Source organism: Pseudomonas sp. Irchel s3b6, assembly GCF_900187415.1.
Taxonomy (GTDB): domain Bacteria; phylum Pseudomonadota; class Gammaproteobacteria; order Pseudomonadales; family Pseudomonadaceae; genus Aquipseudomonas.
Window position 1 is genome coordinate 1 of record NZ_FYDM01000010.1, and the last position, 20186, is coordinate 20186.

19 protein-coding genes are annotated in these 20186 nt (G+C 56.9%); 15 read left to right on the forward strand and 4 right to left on the reverse strand.

Annotated features, from left to right (window positions below; all coding sequences use genetic code 11):
- Positions 1 to 143: 143 nt before the first annotated feature.
- The 4 genes from gyrB to dnaA are packed head-to-tail and all read right to left on the reverse strand — an operon-like array spanning position 144 to position 6350.
- Complete coding sequence (gene gyrB / locus CKW07_RS17100; RefSeq protein ID WP_095146170.1) at positions 144 to 2561, reverse strand: DNA topoisomerase (ATP-hydrolyzing) subunit B; 2418 nt, start codon at positions 2559 to 2561, stop codon at positions 144 to 146.
- Between the two features lie 4 nt (positions 2562 to 2565).
- Positions 2566 to 3669 (reverse strand): DNA replication/repair protein RecF, encoded by a 1104-nt coding sequence (recF, locus tag CKW07_RS17105; RefSeq protein ID WP_095146172.1) that lies wholly within the window; start codon positions 3667 to 3669, stop codon positions 2566 to 2568.
- A 20-nt stretch (positions 3670 to 3689) separates the two neighbouring features.
- Positions 3690 to 4793, reverse strand: a complete 1104-nt coding sequence (dnaN, locus tag CKW07_RS17110) for a DNA polymerase III subunit beta (protein ID WP_095146173.1) — start codon at positions 4791 to 4793, stop codon at positions 3690 to 3692.
- A 39-nt stretch (positions 4794 to 4832) separates the two neighbouring features.
- Positions 4833 to 6350 (reverse strand): chromosomal replication initiator protein DnaA, encoded by a 1518-nt coding sequence (gene dnaA / locus CKW07_RS17115; protein ID WP_095146175.1) that lies wholly within the window; start codon positions 6348 to 6350, stop codon positions 4833 to 4835.
- A gap of 565 nt (positions 6351 to 6915) precedes the next feature.
- On the opposite strand from dnaA, the gene rpmH reads away from it, so the two are divergent.
- The 15 genes from rpmH to atpA all read left to right on the forward strand — a co-directional run bounded on the left by rpmH (position 6916) and on the right by atpA (position 20155).
- Positions 6916 to 7050: a 50S ribosomal protein L34 gene (gene rpmH, locus CKW07_RS17120; protein ID WP_003213577.1), complete on the forward strand. Its 135-nt coding sequence runs from the start codon at positions 6916 to 6918 to the stop codon at positions 7048 to 7050.
- A gap of 16 nt (positions 7051 to 7066) precedes the next feature.
- Positions 7067 to 7468: a ribonuclease P protein component gene (gene rnpA, locus CKW07_RS17125; RefSeq protein WP_218192034.1), complete on the forward strand. Its 402-nt coding sequence runs from the start codon at positions 7067 to 7069 to the stop codon at positions 7466 to 7468.
- Positions 7461 to 7706, forward strand: coding sequence for a membrane protein insertion efficiency factor YidD (gene yidD, locus CKW07_RS17130; protein WP_010465488.1), 246 nt, complete (start codon positions 7461 to 7463; stop codon positions 7704 to 7706). The genes rnpA and yidD overlap by 8 nt, the downstream gene beginning before the upstream one ends.
- Before the next feature lie 2 nt (positions 7707 to 7708).
- Positions 7709 to 9391, forward strand: a complete 1683-nt coding sequence (gene yidC, locus CKW07_RS17135; protein ID WP_095146177.1) for a membrane protein insertase YidC — start codon at positions 7709 to 7711, stop codon at positions 9389 to 9391.
- 79 nt (positions 9392 to 9470) lie between these two features.
- Positions 9471 to 10841, forward strand: a complete 1371-nt coding sequence (gene mnmE / locus CKW07_RS17140; RefSeq protein ID WP_095146179.1) for a tRNA uridine-5-carboxymethylaminomethyl(34) synthesis GTPase MnmE — start codon at positions 9471 to 9473, stop codon at positions 10839 to 10841.
- A 607-nt stretch (positions 10842 to 11448) separates the two neighbouring features.
- Positions 11449 to 13341, forward strand: a complete 1893-nt coding sequence (gene mnmG, locus CKW07_RS17145; protein WP_095146181.1) for a tRNA uridine-5-carboxymethylaminomethyl(34) synthesis enzyme MnmG — start codon at positions 11449 to 11451, stop codon at positions 13339 to 13341.
- Positions 13338 to 13982, forward strand: coding sequence for a 16S rRNA (guanine(527)-N(7))-methyltransferase RsmG (gene rsmG / locus CKW07_RS17150; protein WP_095146183.1), 645 nt, complete (start codon positions 13338 to 13340; stop codon positions 13980 to 13982). The genes mnmG and rsmG overlap by 4 nt, the downstream gene beginning before the upstream one ends.
- A gap of 18 nt (positions 13983 to 14000) precedes the next feature.
- On the forward strand, positions 14001 to 14798 hold the full coding sequence (locus tag CKW07_RS17155) for a ParA family protein (RefSeq protein ID WP_095146185.1): 798 nt from the start codon (positions 14001 to 14003) through the stop codon (positions 14796 to 14798).
- Positions 14799 to 14807: 9 nt separating this feature from the next.
- Positions 14808 to 15680: a ParB/RepB/Spo0J family partition protein gene (locus tag CKW07_RS17160; RefSeq protein WP_095146187.1), complete on the forward strand. Its 873-nt coding sequence runs from the start codon at positions 14808 to 14810 to the stop codon at positions 15678 to 15680.
- A gap of 148 nt (positions 15681 to 15828) precedes the next feature.
- Positions 15829 to 16236: a F0F1 ATP synthase subunit I gene (locus tag CKW07_RS17165; protein WP_095146189.1), complete on the forward strand. Its 408-nt coding sequence runs from the start codon at positions 15829 to 15831 to the stop codon at positions 16234 to 16236.
- Positions 16237 to 16252: 16 nt separating this feature from the next.
- Positions 16253 to 17122, forward strand: coding sequence for a F0F1 ATP synthase subunit A (gene atpB / locus CKW07_RS17170; protein WP_095081071.1), 870 nt, complete (start codon positions 16253 to 16255; stop codon positions 17120 to 17122).
- 133 nt (positions 17123 to 17255) lie between these two features.
- Entirely contained in the window at positions 17256 to 17513 is a 258-nt protein-coding gene (atpE, locus tag CKW07_RS17175; RefSeq protein WP_002555987.1) for a F0F1 ATP synthase subunit C, read from the forward strand.
- Between the two features lie 56 nt (positions 17514 to 17569).
- Positions 17570 to 18040: a F0F1 ATP synthase subunit B gene (locus CKW07_RS17180; RefSeq protein ID WP_095146191.1), complete on the forward strand. Its 471-nt coding sequence runs from the start codon at positions 17570 to 17572 to the stop codon at positions 18038 to 18040.
- A 12-nt stretch (positions 18041 to 18052) separates the two neighbouring features.
- Entirely contained in the window at positions 18053 to 18589 is a 537-nt protein-coding gene (locus CKW07_RS17185; RefSeq protein ID WP_095146193.1) for a F0F1 ATP synthase subunit delta, read from the forward strand.
- A 21-nt stretch (positions 18590 to 18610) separates the two neighbouring features.
- The gene (gene atpA / locus CKW07_RS17190; protein WP_095146194.1) at positions 18611 to 20155 is read left to right on the forward strand and encodes a F0F1 ATP synthase subunit alpha; all 1545 of its coding nucleotides are present in this window, start codon (positions 18611 to 18613) and stop codon (positions 20153 to 20155) included.
- Positions 20156 to 20186 lie beyond the last annotated feature (31 nt).

Sequence of the window (20186 nt, forward strand, 5' to 3'; positions counted from 1 at the left end):
TGGACGAATCGGTGCTGATCTATAACCGGGAGCGACCGCATTTGTCCCTGAAATACAAAACGCCCGATGCGGTGCATCGGGCGTTTGGCGACTGAAACAGGTGTAAACCTATTTCAGGACTAGACACTGCAGATCGAACCGGATCAGAAGTCCAGGTTGGACACTGCCAGGGCGTTGCTTTCGATGAAGTCACGACGTGGCTCGACCGCATCACCCATCAGGGTGTTGAAGATCTGGTCCGCGCCAATGGCGTCTTCGATGGTCACTTTCAGCATCCGGCGCGAGCCTGGGTCCATGGTGGTTTCCCACAGCTGATCCGGGTTCATCTCACCCAGACCTTTGTAGCGCTGGATGGTATGGCGCTTGGTGCTTTCGGCCATCAGCCACTCAAGAGCTTCCTTGAACTCGGTGACGGCTTTCTTGCGCTCGCCGCGCTGGATGTACGCACCGTCGTCCAGCAGGGTGCTCAGTTGAGCGCCCAGGGACACAACGGTCTTGTAGTCGTTGCTGCCGAAGAAGTCACGGTTGAAGGTGACGTAGTTCGACAGGCCATGGGAGATCAGTTCGACCTCTGGCAGCCAGACGTTACGTTCACGGTCTTCACGCAGGCTGGCCTTGTAGACCAGGCCAGATTTCTCGACGGTGCGCAGACGCACTTCAAACTGAGCCAGCCAATCCTGCATCGCAGCGTGATCGGACAGTTGCTCCAGGCTGACGGCCGGCAGGTAGATGAAGTGCTCGGTAAGCTCCTGTGGATACAGGCGCGACAGACGCTTGAGGGTCTTCATCACAAGACGGAAATCATTGACCAGACGCTCAAGGGCTTCGCCCGAGATACCCGGTGCATCTTCGTTCAAGTGCAGGCTCGCGTCTTCCAGGGCCGACTGCGTCATGTACTCTTCCATGGCGTCGTCGTCTTTGATGTATTGCTCTTGCTTGCCTTTCTTCACTTTGTACAACGGCGGCTGCGCGATGTAGATGTAGCCGCGCTCGATCAGCTCCGGCAACTGACGGAAGAAGAAGGTCAGCAGCAGGGTACGGATGTGCGAACCGTCGACGTCAGCATCGGTCATGATGATGATGTTGTGATAACGCAACTTGTCGATGTTGTACTCGTCGCGGCCGATGCCGCAACCCAGTGCGGTGATCAAGGTGCCCACTTCCTGGGAAGAGATCATCTTGTCGAAACGCGCCTTCTCGACGTTCAGGATTTTACCCTTGAGGGGCAGAATGGCCTGGGTCCGACGGTTACGACCCTGCTTGGCGGAACCGCCAGCAGAGTCACCTTCCACCAGGTACAGTTCTGAGAGGGCAGGGTCCTTTTCCTGGCAGTCCGCCAGTTTGCCCGGCAGGCCGGCGATATCCAGCGCGCCTTTACGACGAGTCATCTCACGGGCTTTACGCGCCGCTTCACGGGCACGGGCCGCGTCGATCATCTTGCCAACGACCAGCTTGGCTTCGTTCGGGTTTTCCAGCAGGAAGTCCGAGAAGTACTTGCCCATTTCCTGTTCGACAGCGGTCTTCACTTCGGAAGACACCAGCTTGTCCTTGGTCTGGGAGCTGAACTTCGGATCCGGCACTTTCACCGAAATGATCGCGGTCAGGCCTTCACGCGCATCGTCACCCGTGGTGGCGACTTTGTGCTTCTTGGCCAGGCCTTCGGCTTCGATGTAGGTGTTCAGGTTACGCGTCAGTGCGGAACGGAAACCCACCAGGTGAGTACCGCCATCGCGCTGAGGAATGTTGTTGGTGAAGCACAACAGGTTCTCGTTGAAGCTGTCGTTCCACTGCAGGGCGATTTCCACGCCGATGCCGTCTTCACGCTGGATGTTGAAGTGGAACACCTGGTTGACCGCAGTCTTGTTGGTGTTCAGGTATTCAACGAACGCACGCAAGCCACCTTCGTACTTGAACAACTCTTCCTTGCCGCTGCGCTCATCCTTGAGGACGATGCCGACACCGGAGTTGAGGAAGGACAGTTCACGAATCCGCTTGGCCAGGATGTCCCAGCTGAAGTGGATATTCTTGAAGGTTTCAGCCGAAGGCTTGAAGTGGATCTGGGTACCGGTTGACTCACTGTCGCCAACGATCTTCATCGGCTCTTGTGGTACGCCGTGGACGTAGGTCTGCTCCCAGATCTTGCCGCTGCGGCGAACGGTCAGAACCAGCTCTTCGGACAGGGCGTTCACTACCGACACACCTACACCGTGCAAGCCGCCGGATACTTTGTAGGAGTTGTCGTCGAACTTACCGCCGGCGTGCAGCACGGTCATGATGACCTCGGCTGCCGAAACGCCTTCTTCTTTATGCACGTCTACCGGAATGCCGCGACCGTTGTCGCGCACGGTGATGGATTCGTCCGGGTGGATGATGATGCTGATGTCGTCGCAGTGGCCGGCCAAAGCTTCGTCGATCGAGTTATCGACCACCTCGAACACCATGTGGTGCAGACCGCTGCCATCGTCTGTGTCACCAATGTACATACCGGGACGTTTGCGTACGGCATCCAGGCCTTTCAGCACTTTAATGCTCGTTGAGTCGTACGTATTTTCTTCGCTCATGCCTTCACTCCCGATGGTCGTGGGTCTGGGTGATACGGCCCTGTTCCACGTGGAACAAAGCGACTGGCGTTTCCGTCTGCCAGACTTCCCTCAATAATTCGTGATCTACACAAGTGATAAACACCTGGCAGCGTAAGTCTTCCAGCAAACGGCAAAGCGCGCGGCGGTGCTGCTCATCCAGCTCGGACGGCAAGTCATCCACCAGATAAATACATTGGCCGCGCCGGGCCTGGCTGACCAGATGCCCTTGGGCGATGCGCAGCGCACAGACCACCAACTTCTGCTGTCCACGGGACAAGATGTCCGCGGCATTGTGTGCGCCCAATCTAAGACGCAAATCAGCGCGTTGTGGTCCGGCCTGGGTATGCCCCATTTGCTGATCCCGGTGAACGGACGCAGCGAGCACTGCACTCAGCTCTCGCTCTTTGTCCCAACCCCGGTAATAGCTAAGCGTTAAACCCTCGAGTTCGACGAGTTCACTCAAGGTCTGTTCAAAGACAGGTTTCAAGGCTTTGATGTAAGCGCGGCGGTATTCATCAATTTCAGCGCTGGCCTGGCACAGTTCTCTGTCCCAAACCGCTTGCGAAACGGCGTCAAGTGTACCATGCCGCAGCCAAGAGTTTCTCTGACGCAGGGCCTTCTGCAGGCGCTGCCAGGTGGACATGAAACGCGGTTCCACGTGGAACACACCCCAATCCAGAAACTGTCGGCGAATCTTCGGCGCACCTTCCAACAGGCGAAAGCTGTCCGGGTTGATCAGTTGCAGTGGCAGGATCTCTGCCAGCTGAGCGGCACTACGAGCATTCTGCCCATCGATACGGATCTGAAACTCTCCCTGGCGATCCCGGGAAATTCCCAGCGCACTGTGCCCACCTTCAGCCAATTCGACCTGACCGAATACCGTGCACGCCAACTGCTCGTACTGGATCACTGGTAACAGTCGGGTACTGCGAAAGGAACGGGCGAGCCCCAGCAGATGGATGGCTTCCAGAACACTGGTTTTGCCGCTGCCGTTGGCGCCGTACAGGATGTTGATGCGGGGAGAGGGGGAGAAGGTCACCGGGTGCAGATTGCGCACCGCGGTGACCGAGACACGACTGAGGGACATCTAGCGGCTGCTAAGCATATTTACAGGCGCATCGGCATGACAACGTAAGCCGAGTCGTCGTTGTCGGACTCTTGCACCAGCGCACTGCTGTTGGAGTCAGACAGGATCAAGCGCACTTGCTCGGTAGTCATCACGCCCAACACGTCGAGCAGGTAGCTCACGTTAAAGCCGATTTCCAGCGAGCCACCGTTGTACTCAACGCCGACTTCTTCTTCCGCTTCTTCCTGCTCCGGGTTGTTGGCCTGGATCTTCAGTTGACCGTTGGCCAGCTGCAGGCGAATGCCGCGGTACTTCTCGTTGGACAGGATCGCAGTACGGCTGAACGCTTCACGCAGCGCCTGGCGATCACCCAGTACCAGCTTGTCGCCGCCTTTGGGCAACACGCGCTCGTAGTCCGGAAATTTGCCGTCGACCAGTTTCGAGGTGAAGGTGAACTCGCCGGTGGTGGCGCGAATATGGTGCTGGCCCAGAACGATGCTGACATTGCCATCCGGCTCGGTGAGCAAGCGTGCCAGTTCCAGGATACCTTTACGCGGAACGATGACCTGGTGGCGATCCGGCTGGCCGATATCGGCCTGCATCGAGCACATGGCCAGACGGTGACCGTCGGTGGCTACGGCACGGATGATCCCGGCGGACACTTCCAGCAGCATGCCGTTGAGGTAGTAACGAACATCCTGCTGGGCCATGGCGAAGCTGGTGCGCTCGATCAAACGGCGCAGCTTGCTCTGATCCAGGCTGCAGGTCAGCGAACCCGGGCCTTCTTCCACGGTCGGGAAGTCATTGGCCGGCAACGTCGACAAGGTGAAACGGCTACGGCCGGCTTTCACCACGAGCTTCTGCTCATCGACCTTGATGTCGATCAGGGCATCGTTCGGCAGGCTTTTGCAGATGTCCATCAGCTTGCGTGCCGGGACAGTGATTTCGCCCGGCTCGGCCGGCTCTTCGAGTTGCACACGACCGACCAGCTCGACTTCCAGGTCGGTACCGGTCAGCGACAGCTGCTGGCCCTCGACAACCAGCAGCACGTTGGAAAGCACCGGCAAGGTCTGTCGGCGCTCGACGACGCCTGCGACCAGTTGCAGGGGTTTCAACAGGGCTTCGCGTTGAATGGTGAAATGCATGGTCTAGTCCCTTGCCTTAATAAGCTGCGCTGGTGTTCATCAAGTGGTCAGTGTACGCAGCAGGTTCTTGTAGTCCTCGCGGATGTCCGCGTCGGATTCCTTAAGTTCATTGATCTTGCGGCAGGCGTGCAAAACCGTGGTGTGGTCGCGTCCGCCAAACACATCGCCGATTTCCGGCAGGCTGTGGTTGGTCAGCTCCTTGGACAGGGCCATGGCCACTTGCCGTGGACGTGCGACCGAACGCGAACGGCGTTTGGACAGCAAATCGGAGATCTTGATCTTGTAGTACTCGGCGACAGTGCGCTGAATGTTATCCACAGAGACCAGTTTATCCTGAAGCGCCAACAGGTCCTTCAAGGATTCGCGAATCAGCTCGATGGTGATATCGCGCCCCATGAAGTGCGAGTGGGCGATGACGCGCTTGAGTGCGCCTTCGAGTTCACGGACGTTGGAGCGAATGCGCTGGGCGATGAAAAACGCGGCGTCGTGCGGCAGGTCCACTTTGGCCTGGTCGGCTTTCTTCATCAGAATGGCGACGCGGGTTTCCAGTTCCGGAGGCTCTACGGCAACCGTCAGGCCCCAGCCGAAGCGCGACTTCAAGCGCTCTTCAAGACCCTCGATTTCTTTCGGGTAACGGTCACTGGTGAGAATGACCTGTTGGCCACCTTCAAGCAGTGCGTTGAACGTGTGGAAGAATTCTTCCTGGGAACGTTCCTTGCGGGCGAAGAACTGAATGTCATCGATGAGCAACGCGTCGACCGAACGGTAGAAGCGCTTGAACTCGTTGATCGCATTCAACTGCAACGCCTTGACCATGTCGGCCACGAAGCGCTCGGAATGCAGGTACACGACCTTGGCATTCGGGTTCTTCTTTAATAGGTGGTTACCCACTGCGTGCATCAAGTGGGTTTTACCCAAGCCAACGCCGCCATACAGGAACAGCGGGTTGTAACCGTGCTTGGGATTGTCCGCAACCTGCCAGGCCGCAGCGCGCGCCAGTTGGTTGGACTTACCCTCGACGAAGTTCTCGAAGGTGAATGTGCGGTTCAGGTAACTGGTGTGCTTGAGCGCACCTTCTACCTGCACGGTACGTTGTTCCGCACGTACCGGGGCCTGTTGCGAGCTGGCGCCAGCCATCGGGTCAAAGCTGTCACGGGACGGCTCTTCACTTTCCTCGACGACTTTTTGCGTTGCACGCTTGCTCGGCGCGGCAGGCGCGGGCGCGCTGACCGGTGTCGGTGCAGCGGCCGCCTGGGCGTGCGACGCTGCCGCAGCCAACGGTGCATTCGGTGCAGCCCGAGGGGCTGAACTGCGTTTGCTGCCTATTAATAAGGAAAGCGCGGGCGCCATGCCGTTGCCATGCTCATCCAGCAGTTCAAGCACGCGGCTCAGGTACTTTTCGTTAACCCAGTCGAGAACAAAGCGATTAGGTGCGTAGACACGCAACTCGTCGCCTTCGGCTTCGACCTGTAGTGGACGGATCCAAGTGTTGAATTGTTGGGCAGGCAGCTCATCGCGCAAAAGCTCCACGCACTGCTGCCAAAGTTCCACTGACACGGATATCCCCTAAGTTGAAAGCCGGTGAGGCAAAAACAAGCGCCCATTGTAACGGCCGGACGCAGACTTATCCACACGTAGCGTGCCCACAGGTGCAGATGAATCAACGTTTTATACGTAAAAAAGATGACCAACGGTCTGTGCATAAGCCCTGTGGATAAACCACCCTGAGCTCGTTGTACAAGTGAGGGGGAAACTCGGTGGATAACCGGCCTGTGGATAACCATCGATTCCACACACAGCTTATCCGACAGTGCAGCACAGGCTTAACACGGTTTTCCCTTGTAGTTGTCATTCTCTGTACAGCGCGGGATAGAAGGGCTCAAGCCAGTTATCCACAGATGGATGCCGCCCTAGCTTTTATAAGCTTTACAGAAAAGCTTTAAATCATTTCCTTCTTTATTTTTATATTTGACTGTCTGCCTTTCAAGGACGAACCGCCTGGATGACCATTTAAAGGAAACGCTGGTTGGAAATTGACCTAGAGGCTTGCTTTCTCTAGAATCCCCGGTCTCTTAAAACGGGGGCCATTCCGGCCCGTTGTGGACGAACCAGGTAACACGACATGAAACGTACTTTCCAACCAAGCACTATCAAACGCGCTCGTACCCACGGTTTCCGTGCTCGCATGGCTACCAAGAACGGCCGTGCCGTCCTGTCGCGTCGTCGCGCCAAAGGTCGTGCGCGTCTGGCAGTTTGATAATCCGGTACTGGAGGTGAGTCAGGACTTCAGTCGGGAAAAGCGTTTGCTGACCCCCCGGCATTTCAAGGCAGTCTTTGACTCCCCTACCGGCAAGGTTCCGGGGAAAAATCTCCTGCTCCTTGCACGCACCAACGATCTCGATCACCCCCGTCTAGGGCTGGTTATCGGGAAAAAGAGTGTGAAACTCTCCGTTGAGCGCAATCGCCTCAAACGTCTGATGCGCGAATCGTTTCGCCTCCACCAGGATTCTCTGGTTGGTTGGGATATCGTGATCGTCGCGCGCAAAGGTTTGGGCGACGTAGAAAACCCCGAATTGATTCAGCATTTCGGCAAACTCTGGAAGCGTCTGGCACGTAGCTCGCCGGTACCAGCAGTTAAAACCGAAACTGTAGGGGTAGACAGCACCGATGCGTAAACTGGCACTCGTTCCGATCCAGTTTTATCGCTATGCCATTAGTCCCCTGATGGCCAGCCACTGTCGTTTCTACCCCAGTTGTTCCTGCTACGCGTATGAAGCCATTGAAAATCATGGCCTTCTGCGCGGTGGCTGGCTGACCTTTCGTCGTTTAGGTCGCTGTCATCCGTGGAATCCCGGTGGTTATGACCCGGTTCCACCTATCCCTACCTCCCGTTCTTCTTCGATGGCCGAGTAATCATGGATATTAAACGCACGATCCTGATCGTCGCCCTGGCAATCGTGTCCTACGTCATGGTCCTGAAATGGAACCAGGACTATGGCCAGGCTGCCCTGCCGACTCAGAATGTTGCTGCCAATCAGGCTGCCCCGGCAATTGCGGACACCCCACTTGGTACCAATGCTTCCGCCAGTGCCGATGTACCCAGCGCGAATGCCGATACCAGCACCCCTACCGAAACTCCGGTAGTGACCAACAAAGACCTCATCCGCGTTAAAACGGATGTGCTCGAACTGGCTATCGATCCTCAAGGTGGTGATATCGCCCAGCTGATGCTGCCAAAATATCCACGTCGTCAGGACCACCCGGAAATTCCGTTCCAGCTGTTTGATAACGGTAGCGAACGTACTTATCTGGCCCAAAGCGGCCTGACCGGTACCAACGGTCCGGATGCGCGTCCTACCGGTCGTCCGGTTTACTCGACCGAGCAGAAGACTTATCAACTGGATAAAGATCAGAACCAACTGAATGTTGATCTGAAATTCAGCGATGCTGGCGTCAATTACATCAAGCGTTTCACCTTTACTCGCGGTCTGTACGATCTGAAAGTCACCTATCTGATCGACAACACCAGCGACAAGGCCTGGACTGGCAACCTGTTTGCCCAGCTCAAGCGTGATGCCAGTGCCGATCCTTCTTCGACTACCGCCACCGGTACCGCTACTTACCTGGGCGCTGCCCTGTGGACAAGTGCCGAGCCGTACAAAAAAGTGTCGATGAAAGATATCGACAAGGCGTCGTTGAAAGAAAGCGTTAACGGTGGCTGGGTTGCCTGGCTGCAACACTACTTCGTGACGGCCTGGATTCCAGCCAAGAACGACAGCAACGTGGTGCAGACCCGTAAAGACAGCCAAGGCAACTACATCATCGGTTTCACTGGCCCGGCGTTGACCGTTGCGCCAGGTGCCAAGGCTGAAACCAGCGCCACGTTGTACGCAGGTCCGAAAAGCCAGGCGATACTGAAAGAGTTGTCCCCAGGTCTGGAACTGACTGTCGACTACGGCATCCTGTGGTTCATTGCCCAACCGATCTTCTGGCTGCTGCAACATATCCATGAAATCGTCGGGAACTGGGGCTGGTCGATCATCTTCCTGACCATGCTGATCAAAGGGATCTTCTTCCCGCTGTCGGCTGCCAGCTACAAATCCATGGCGCGTATGCGTGCAGTGGCACCGAAACTGGCCGCGCTGAAAGAGCAACATGGCGATGACCGGCAGAAAATGTCGCAAGCCATGATGGAGCTGTACAAGAAAGAGAAGATCAATCCGCTGGGTGGCTGCTTGCCAATCCTCGTGCAGATGCCGGTTTTCCTTTCGCTGTACTGGGTACTCCTGGAAAGCGTTGAAATGCGCCAAGCGCCGTTCATGCTGTGGATTACCGACCTGTCGATCAAGGATCCGTTCTTCATTCTGCCGATCATCATGGGCGCAACCATGTTCATCCAGCAGCAGCTGAACCCGACTCCTCCGGATCCGATGCAGGCCAAAGTGATGAAAATGATGCCAATCATCTTCACCTTCTTCTTCCTGTGGTTCCCGGCGGGCCTGGTGCTGTACTGGGTTGTGAACAACGTCCTGTCGATCGCTCAACAGTGGTACATCACGCGTAAAATCGAAGCGGCGGCGAAAAAAGCCGAGGCATAACTTACGCTGTATGTAACCATTCAAAACGCCCCCTAGTGGGGCGTTTTGCTATCTGCCATTTTTATCGGGATATCGGTTTATGAGCGCTCCTCGTGAAACCATCGCCGCAGTCGCCACCGCCCAGGGCCGTGGAGGCGTCGGTATCGTGCGTATTTCCGGGCCGTTGGCCAGCAGCGCGGCGAAAGCCATCAGTGGCCGCGAACTCAAACCGCGCTACGCCCATTACGGTCCTTTTTTCAGCGCCGAAGAAGACGTGCTGGATGAAGGTATTGCCTTGTATTTCCCCGGTCCGAACTCATTTACCGGCGAAGATGTACTGGAACTACAGGGCCACGGTGGACCTGTAGTCCTGGATATGTTGCTGCAGCGCTGCCTGCAACTGGGCTGCCGATTGGCCCGGCCGGGTGAATTCAGCGAACGCGCGTTCCTCAACGATAAGCTCGACCTGGCGCAGGCCGAGGCCATCGCCGACCTTATCGAGGCCAGTTCTGCACAAGCCGCGCGCAACGCACTGCGCTCGCTGCAAGGCGCGTTTTCCCAGCGTGTGCATAACCTGACCGAGCAACTGATTGCGCTGCGCATCTACGTCGAAGCCGCCATCGACTTCCCGGAAGAGGAAATCGACTTTCTGGCCGATGGCCACGTGTTGACCATGCTCGATGCCGTGCGTGAAGCGTTATCCACTGTGCTGCGTGAAGCCGGCCAGGGCGCGTTGCTGCGTGATGGCATGACCGTAGTGATCGCCGGTCGTCCGAATGCCGGCAAGTCCAGCCTGCTCAATGCACTGGCTGGCCGGGAAGCGGCCATCGTCACCGAGATCGCCGGCACCACCCGGGACATCCTGCGTGAACATATCCACATCGACGGTATGCCGCTGCATGTGGTCGACACCGCGGGCTTGCGCGATACCGATGACCAGGTCGAGAAGATCGGTGTGGAACGGGCATTGAAGGCCATCAGCGAGGCTGACCGGGTGCTGTTGGTGGTCGACGCCACCGCCCCTGAAGCCCTTGATCCGTTTGCCTTGTGGCCTGAATTCCTGGAGCAGCGCCCGGATCCGGCCAAAGTAACCCTGATCCGTAACAAGGCGGACCTCACTGGCGAGGCCATTGAGTTGCAGGTCTGTGACGATGGCCACGTCACCATCAGCTTGAGCGCCAAGTCGGCAGGCGAAGGTCTGGAGCTACTGCGCGAGCATCTCAAGGCCTGTATGGGCTATGAGCAGACCTCGGAAAGCAGCTTCAGCGCCCGCCGACGCCACCTGGAGGCTCTGCGTCATGCCAGTGCGTCCCTTGAACACGGTCGTTCGCAGCTGACCCTGGCCGGAGCTGGCGAGTTGTTGGCTGAAGATTTACGTCAGGCGCAGCAGTCACTGGGTGAAATTACCGGTGAATTCAGCTCTGACGACCTGTTGGGCAGGATCTTTTCCAGCTTCTGCATCGGCAAATAGCGTCACTTCCCGGCTTCAACTGGGGGCCTGGCCTGCTCGCTACATGGTGTTTCCGATACGCCATGTAGGCTGATTTGCTGGCAAGCCAGTTCCTCTTCCTCTGCATCCCCCTCATTTTTCTGCATTGCCGGGCGGCATCTACCGCGTCGGTGGTTTTTCCGTGGGCGTGATTTGTGCCTTTCAGCGCTTTTCTGTGGATTAAGCCCTGTGAATAACCGCGGCTGAGCTCGGTTGATAACAGGGCTCCAAAACTGAGGAAAACCACCTCTGTGGATAACCACCCCATTCATCCACAGGCTTACAGCGGTTATCCAAGGGCCTCATGGGCACATGACCACAGACTTTTGAATCTCTGTACACATTTAAAATAAAGGCCTGTAGTAATCTATCCACAGAAAGGTAGCTGTATAGAAATAAACATAAAAACAAAGATTTAATAAATTTCTTTCTTTTTAATTTCTATTGTTCGTGACTTACCCACAGCTGGTTAAATTTTGTGCAAAGGGTTCTTTAGGAAGGGCGAAGTCCCTATACTTGTCGACCAGGTCCAGAAACCTGAGCTCAAACTATTCCTGATTACCTAACTGAAGCAGGCACGAGGTGCGTGGTGGATTTCCCTTCCCGTTTTGAAGTGATCGTCATCGGCGGCGGTCATGCCGGTACCGAGGCAGCACTGGCCTCAGCACGCATGGGTGCAAAAACCCTGTTGCTGACGCATAACGTGGAAACCCTCGGAGCAATGAGCTGCAACCCCGCGATCGGCGGGATTGGCAAAAGCCACCTGGTCAAGGAAATCGACGCCCTGGGCGGCGCGATGGCCATGGCCACCGATAAAGGTGGTATCCAGTTTCGCGTGCTCAACAGCCGTAAAGGTCCAGCCGTGCGCGCAACACGCGCCCAGGCCGATCGCGTGCTGTACAAGGCCGCTGTCCGCGAGATTCTCGAAAACCAGCCGAACCTGTGGATATTTCAACAGGCCGCCGACGATCTGATCGTCGAGCAGGAACAAGTACGCGGTGTCGTCACCCAGATGGGCCTGCGTTTCTTTGCCGACTCCGTGGTGTTGACCACCGGTACGTTCCTTGGCGGACTTATCCACATCGGCATGCAGAACTATTCCGGCGGTCGTGCCGGCGATCCGCCGTCGATCGCCCTGGCTCACCGTTTGCGTGAGTTGCCTTTGCGTGTGGGTCGCCTGAAAACCGGTACGCCTCCACGTATCGACGGTCGTTCTGTGGATTTCTCGGTGATGACCGAGCAACCGGGTGACACGCCGATCCCGGTCATGTCGTTCATGGGCTCGAAAGAGCAGCATCCGCAGCAGGTCAGTTGCTGGATCACGCATACCAACGCCCGTACCCACGAAATCATCGCCTCGAACCTCGATCGTTCGCCGATGTATTCCGGGGTGATTGAAGGTATTGGCCCGCGTTACTGCCCTTCGATCGAAGACAAGATCCACCGCTTTGCCGACAAGGAAAGCCATCAGGTCTTCATCGAACCGGAAGGCCTGACCACTCACGAGCTGTACCCGAACGGGATATCCACATCCTTGCCGTTCGACGTGCAATTGCAGATCGTGCAGTCGATCCGCGGCATGGAAAACGCGCATATCGTTCGCCCGGGCTACGCCATCGAGTACGACTACTTCGACCCGCGTGACCTGAAGTACAGCCTGGAAACCAAAGTCATTGCCGGCCTGTTCTTTGCCGGGCAAATCAACGGCACTACCGGTTATGAAGAGGCCGGCGCCCAGGGTTTGCTGGCCGGGGCCAACGCCGCCTTGCGCGCGCAGGGCAAAGACAGTTGGTGCCCGCGCCGCGACGAGGCGTACATCGGTGTGCTGGTCGACGACCTGATTACCCTGGGGACCCAGGAACCGTATCGGATGTTCACATCGCGTGCCGAATACCGGTTGATCCTGCGCGAAGACAATGCCGACCTGCGCCTGACCGAGAAAGGTCGCGAATTGGGTCTGGTGGACGACGTGCGTTGGGCGGCGTTCTGCAAAAAACGCGAAAGCATTGCCCTGGAAGAACAGCGCCTGAAAAGTACCTGGGTCCGCCCGGGTACCGAGCAGGGGGATGCGATCGCCGAAAAATTCGGCACGCCACTGACCCACGAATACAACTTGTTGAACCTGCTGAGCCGTCCGGAAATCGACTACGCTGGCCTGGTCGAAGTGACCGGGCACGGTGCGCAGGATCCACAGGTCGCCGAGCAGGTCGAAATCAAGACCAAATACGCCGGTTATATCGATCGCCAGCAAGATGAAATTGCACGCCTGCGGGCCAGTGAAGACACCAAGTTGCCTGTGGATATCGATTACACGAACATCTCCGGTCTCTCGAAAGAGATCCAGAGCAAGCTCGGTGCAACTCGTCCCGAGACGTTGGGCCAGGCTTCGCGGATCCCGGGCGTGACCCCGGCAGCGATTTCGCTGTTGATGATTCATCTGAAAAAACGCGGCGCGGGCCGTCAGTTGGAGCAAAGCGCTTGAGTTCGTTGGTCACCTCGCAACACGCCGAAGAGTTATCAACAGGTGCACGCCAGCTCGGCGTAAACCTGACCGAAGCCCAGCATGCACAGCTGCTGGGTTATCTGGCCCTGTTGATAAAATGGAACAAGGCTTACAACCTCACTGCCGTACGTGATCCCGACGAAATGGTTTCGCGGCATCTGCTCGACAGTCTGAGTGTGATGTCCTTCATCGAGAATGGTCGCTGGCTGGATGTCGGCAGCGGCGGTGGCATGCCCGGTATTCCGCTGGCGATCCTGTTTCCCGAATCGCAAGTGACCTGCCTGGACTCCAACGGCAAGAAAACCCGCTTCCTGACCCAGGTCAAACTCGAGCTCAAACTGGATAACCTGCAAGTTATCCACAGTCGCGTCGAAGCGTTCCAGCCTGAAAAGCCATTCAACGGGATCATCTCCCGGGCGTTCAGCAGCATGGAGAACTTCAGCAACTGGACTCGCCACCTGGGCGATCACGACACACGTTGGCTGGCAATGAAGGGCGTTCATCCCGCGGATGAGCTGGTAGCATTGCCGGCAGACTTCCACCTCGATAGCGAACACGCCTTGGCTGTACCCGGTTGCCAAGGCCAACGTCATCTGCTGATACTGCGCCGCACGGCATGATTGGGAACACAAGCAAGAATGGCTAAGGTATTCGCGATTGCGAACCAAAAAGGTGGTGTGGGCAAGACCACCACCTGTATCAACCTCGCAGCATCCCTGGTCGCCACCAAGCGTCGGGTGTTGTTGATCGATCTTGATCCACAGGGCAACGCCACCATGGGTAGCGGTGTGGATAAACACGGCCTGGAAAACTCGGTCTACGACCTGTTGATCGGTGAATGCGACCTGGCCCAGGCCATGCATTTCTCCGAACACGGTGGTTACCAGTTGCTGCCAGCCAACCGCGACCTGACGGCGGCTGAAGTCGTTCTGCTGGAAATGCAGATGAAGGAAAGCCGTCTGCGCAGCGCTTTGGCGCCGATCCGCGAGAATTACGATTACATTTTGATCGACTGCCCTCCGTCGCTGTCGATGCTCACGCTGAACGCACTGGTGGCCGCCGATGGGGTGATTATCCCCATGCAGTGCGAGTACTTTGCGCTCGAAGGCTTGAGTGACCTTGTGGATAACATCAAGCGTATCGCCGAACTGCTGAACCCGAACCTGAAAGTCGAAGGCCTGTTGCGGACCATGTTCGACCCGCGCCTGAGCCTGATGAACGATGTGTCGGCGCAGCTCAAGGAGCACTTCGGTGAGCAGTTGTACGACACGGTCATTCCACGCAACATTCGCCTGGCCGAAGCGCCAAGCTATGGCATGCCGGCGCTGGCGTACGACAAATCATCGCGAGGCGCCATAGCCTACCTGGCCCTGGCCGGCGAGATGGTTCGCCGTCAACGCAAAAACTCACGCACCGCCGCTGCTCAGGCAACTTAAGGAATCCCCATGGCCGTCAAGAAACGAGGTCTCGGACGTGGACTGGATGCACTGCTGAGTGGTCCGACCGTCAGCTTGTTGGAAGAACAAGCGGTGCAAGCCGACCAGCGTGAGTTGCAACATTTGCCCCTGGACCTGATCCAGCGGGGCAAATACCAGCCACGCCGGGACATGGACCCACAGGCGCTGGAAGAACTGGCTTCGTCGATCAAGGTACAGGGCGTGATGCAGCCGATCGTGGTGCGTCCCATCGGTGAAGGCCGCTTTGAAATCATCGCGGGTGAACGCCGCTGGCGCGCCAGCCAGCAAGCGGGCCAGGAAACCATCCCGGCGATGGTGCGCGATGTGCCGGATGAAACCGCGATTGCCATGGCGCTGATCGAGAACATCCAGCGTGAAGACCTCAATCCGGTCGAGGAAGCGGTTGCCCTGCAGCGTTTGCAGCAGGAATTCCAGCTGACTCAGCAGCAGGTTGCCGAAGCGGTTGGCAAATCCCGCGTGACGGTGGCCAACCTGTTGCGCCTGATTGCCCTGCCGGAGGTGATCAAGACCATGCTCTCGCATGGCGACCTGGAAATGGGTCATGCGCGTGCCTTGCTCGGGTTGCCGGAAAATCAACAGGTTGAGGGGGCGCGACACGTTGTCGCACGGGGTCTCACCGTACGCCAGACTGAAGCACTGGTTCGCCAGTGGTTGAATGGCAAACCGCAGGCGACAGAACCTGCTAAACCCGACCCGGATATCGCTCGCCTCGAGCAGCGCCTGGCTGAGCGCCTAGGCTCTGCGGTGCAGATTCGCCACGGAAAGAAGGGCAAAGGGCAGTTGGTGATTGGTTACAACTCCCTGGATGAGCTGCAAGGTGTCCTTGCACATATCCGCTGAAACATTTCCTCATGTAGCGTGCAGACGGAAATCACTACCTGACAGTTGAATAGGGGCTGAACCGCCCCTATACTCTGCGCGCATTTTGTCGGCACAAATTATGCCAAGTTATTGAATTCTGGCAGCCGACCTTTGAGGAGCAAATGTGATGGAAACACGCACGCCAAACCGCTTGCCGTTCCATCGCCTGGCAGTTTTTCCGGTGTTAGTGGCTCAATTTGTCGTTTTGCTGGTGGCTGCTTTGGCGCTCTGGCACTGGCATGGAGTCGTTGCCGGGTACTCAGGACTCTGCGGGGGCCTGATAGCCTTGCTTCCCAATGTATATTTCGCTCACAGGGCATTTCGGTTTTCCGGCGCCCGAGCAGCTCAAGCCATCGTCCGGTCTTTTTATGCCGGCGAGGCGGGCAAACTGATTTTGACGGCAGTGCTCTTTGCACTGACGTTTGCAGGTGTGAAGCCACTGGCGCCGTTAGCAGTCTTCGGCGTCTTTGTGTTGACCCAACTGGTCAGCTGGTTCGCTCCCCTGCTGATGAGAACAAGACTTTCGAGACCTTAGGGCGTTTGAGGCAACCATGGCAGAAACAACCGCTTCGGGCTATATCCAGCACCACTTGCAGAACCTGACCTTCGGTCAGCTCCCTAACGGCGGCTGGGGCTTTGCCCACACCGCAGCAGAAGCCAAAGAAATGGGCTTCTGGGCTTTCCACGTCGATACCCTCGGCTGGTCGGTCGCGTTGGGCCTGATTTTCGTTCTTCTTTTCCGCATGGCGGCGAAGAAAGCGACATCCGGTCAACCAGGTGCTTTGCAGAACTTCGTTGAAGTATTGGTCGAATTCGTCGATGGCAGCGTGAAAGACAGCTTCCATGGCCGTAGCCCGGTGATTGCACCGTTGGCACTGACCATCTTCGTCTGGGTCTTCCTGATGAACGCCGTCGACCTGATTCCGGTTGACTGGATTCCTCAAGTGGCCATGTGGATCTCCGGCGACCCGCACATTCCGTTCCGCGCCGTATCGACCACTGACCCGAACGCTACCCTGGGCATGGCCCTGTCGGTGTTCGCGTTGATCATTTTCTACAGCATCAAGGTCAAGGGCATCGGCGGCTTCCTCGGCGAACTGACCCTGCACCCGTTCGGCAGCAAGAACATCTTTGTTCAAGCCCTGCTGATTCCGGTGAACTTCCTGCTGGAGTTCGTGACGCTGATTGCCAAGCCAATCTCGCTGGCACTGCGTCTGTTCGGCAACATGTATGCCGGCGAGCTGGTGTTCATTCTGATCGCTGTGATGTTCGGCAGTGGTCTGCTCTGGCTTAGCGGCCTGGGCGTAGTTCTGCAGTGGGCGTGGGCTGTGTTCCACATCCTGATCATCACCCTGCAGGCGTTTATCTTCATGATGCTGACCATCGTCTACCTGTCGATGGCGCACGAAGAGAACCATTAAGGCCGGCTTAGGCTAGTCTGATGTCCCTCTCGTCTCGGCGGGAGGGGGCCCATAACGGGCTCGATGAAACGATTTGTTTTACCGCTTTAATCTAAAAAACCTAAACCATACGACGTAAAAGTCGGGAGGAAAGATGGAAACTGTAGTTGGTCTAACCGCTATCGCTGTTGCACTGTTGATCGGCCTGGGCGCACTGGGTACTGCAATTGGTTTCGGCCTGTTGGGCGGCAAGTTTCTGGAAGGCGCAGCGCGTCAGCCAGAAATGGTTCCAATGCTGCAAGTTAAAATGTTCATCGTTGCCGGTCTGCTCGACGCCGTAACCATGATCGGTGTTGGTATCGCTCTGTTCTTCACTTTCGCGAACCCATTCGTTGGTCAACTCGCTGGCTAATCACTCGAACCTTCGAGTGATTGGTGTGATGTGCAACGAACGAGCGAGGTGTTGGCGTGAACATTAATGCAACCCTGATTGGCCAGTCCGTTGCGTTCTTAATTTTTGTACTTTTTTGCATGAAGTTCGTGTGGCCTCCGGTCATCGCGGCTTTGCACGAACGTCAGAAGAAGATCGCGGATGGACTGGACGCTGCCGCCCGAGCAGCTCGCGACCTGGAGTTGGCCCAAGATAAAGCGGGTCAACAACTGCGCGAAGCAAAAACTCAGGCAGCCGAAATCATTGAGCAAGCCAAGAAGCGCGGTAATCAGATCGTTGAAGAGGCTGTTGAAAAAGCCCGTATCGACGCTGAACGTGTAAAGGTTCAGGCTCAGGCCGAGATCGAGCAGGAAATCAACAGTGTCAAAGACGCGCTGCGTACCCAACTGGGTGCACTGGCCGTTGGCGGCGCCGAGAAGATCCTGGGTGCCACAATCGATCAAAACGCGCACGCGGAGCTGGTTAACAAACTGGCTGCTGAAATTTAAGCGAGGGCGATCATGGCAGAATTGACCACGTTGGCCCGACCTTACGCTAAGGCAGCCTTCGAGCACGCCCAGGCCCACCAGCAACTGGCCTCTTGGTCAGCCATGCTCGGCCTGGCTGCAGCAGTGTCGCAAGACGACACGATGCAGCGCGTGCTCAAGGCCCCGCGACTGACGAGCGCAGACAAGGCCACCACGTTTATTGACGTGTGTGGCGACAAGTTCGATGTCAAAGCACAGAATTTCATCCACGTCGTTGCTGAAAACGACCGTCTCCCGCTTTTGCCGGAGATCGCCGCTCTGTTCGACCTGTACAAGGCCGAGCAAGAGAAATCGGTAGATGTGGATGTCACCAGTGCTTTTGCATTGAACCAAGAACAGCAAGACAAACTCGCCAAGGTTCTCAGTGCACGGCTCAACCGGGAAGTGCGCCTGCAAGTTGCGGAGGATGCCACCCTTATTGGTGGTGTCATCATCCGCGCCGGCGACCTGGTAATCGATGGCTCGATTCGCGGCAAACTCGCGAATCTTGCCGAAGCATTGAAATCTTGAGTTTGAAGGGGCAGCAGAGCAATGCAGCAACTCAATCCTTCCGAAATAAGTGAAATTATCAAGGGCCGCATCGAAAAGCTCGATGTGACCTCTCAAGCCCGTAACGAAGGCACTGTCGTCAGCGTATCTGACGGTATCGTGCGGATTCACGGTCTGGCCGACGTCATGTACGGCGAGATGATCGAGTTTCCGGGCGGCGTCTTCGGTATGGCCCTCAACCTGGAGCAAGACTCTGTAGGTGCCGTTGTATTGGGCGCATACCAGACTCTGGCTGAAGGCATGAGCGCCAAGTGCACCGGCCGCATCCTCGAAGTTCCGGTTGGTAAGGAACTGCTGGGTCGCGTAGTCGACGCACTGGGTAACCCAGTTGACGGCAAAGGTCCGCTGAACAACACCGAGACCGATGCGGTCGAGAAAGTTGCTCCAGGCGTGATCTGGCGTAAGTCGGTAGACCAGCCTGTACAGACTGGCTACAAGGCTGTCGATGCCATGATCCCTGTCGGCCGTGGCCAGCGTGAGCTGATCATCGGTGACCGTCAGATCGGTAAAACCGCTCTGGCGATCGACGCGATCATCAACCAGAAAAACAGCGGCATCTTCTGCGTATACGTGGCAATCGGTCAGAAACAATCGACCATCGCCAACGTGGTTCGCAAGCTGGAAGAAAACGGCGCACTGGCTAACACCATCGTCGTAGCTGCCAGTGCTTCGGAATCGGCCGCACTGCAATTCCTGGCACCGTATGCCGGTTGCACCATGGGCGAATACTTCCGTGACCGCGGTGAAGACGCGCTGATCGTTTATGACGATCTGTCCAAGCAAGCAGTGGCTTACCGCCAGATTTCCCTGCTGCTGCGCCGTCCACCAGGCCGTGAAGCTTACCCAGGCGACGTGTTCTATCTCCACTCCCGTCTGCTGGAGCGCGCATCCCGCGTTTCGGAAGAGTACGTAGAGAAGTTCACCAACGGCGCAGTGACCGGCAAAACCGGTTCCCTGACCGCACTGCCGATCATCGAAACCCAGGCTGGCGACGTTTCCGCGTTCGTTCCGACCAACGTGATTTCCATCACCGACGGTCAGATCTTCCTGGAATCGGCCATGTTCAACTCCGGGATCCGTCCTGCTGTGAACGCCGGTGTTTCGGTATCCCGTGTGGGTGGTGCCGCTCAGACCAAGATCATCAAGAAGCTGTCCGGTGGTATCCGTACCGCTCTGGCTCAGTACCGTGAACTGGCGGCATTCGCCCAGTTCGCTTCTGACCTGGACGAAGCGACCCGTAAGCAACTTGAGCATGGTCAGCGCGTTACCGAGCTGATGAAGCAGAAGCAATACGCACCAATGTCGATCGCTGACATGGCGCTGTCGCTGTATGCCGCTGAGCGTGGGTTCCTGACTGACGTTGAAATCGCCAAGATCGGCAGCTTCGAACAAGCGCTGATCGGTTTCTTCAACCGCGATCACGCCGAATTGATGGCGAAGATCAACGTGAAGGGTGACTTCAATGACGAAATCGACGCTGGCATGAAAGCCGGTATCGAGAAGTTCAAGGCCACCCAAACCTGGTAAGCCGCAGCGGGAGCCGCAAGGCTCCCGCTTG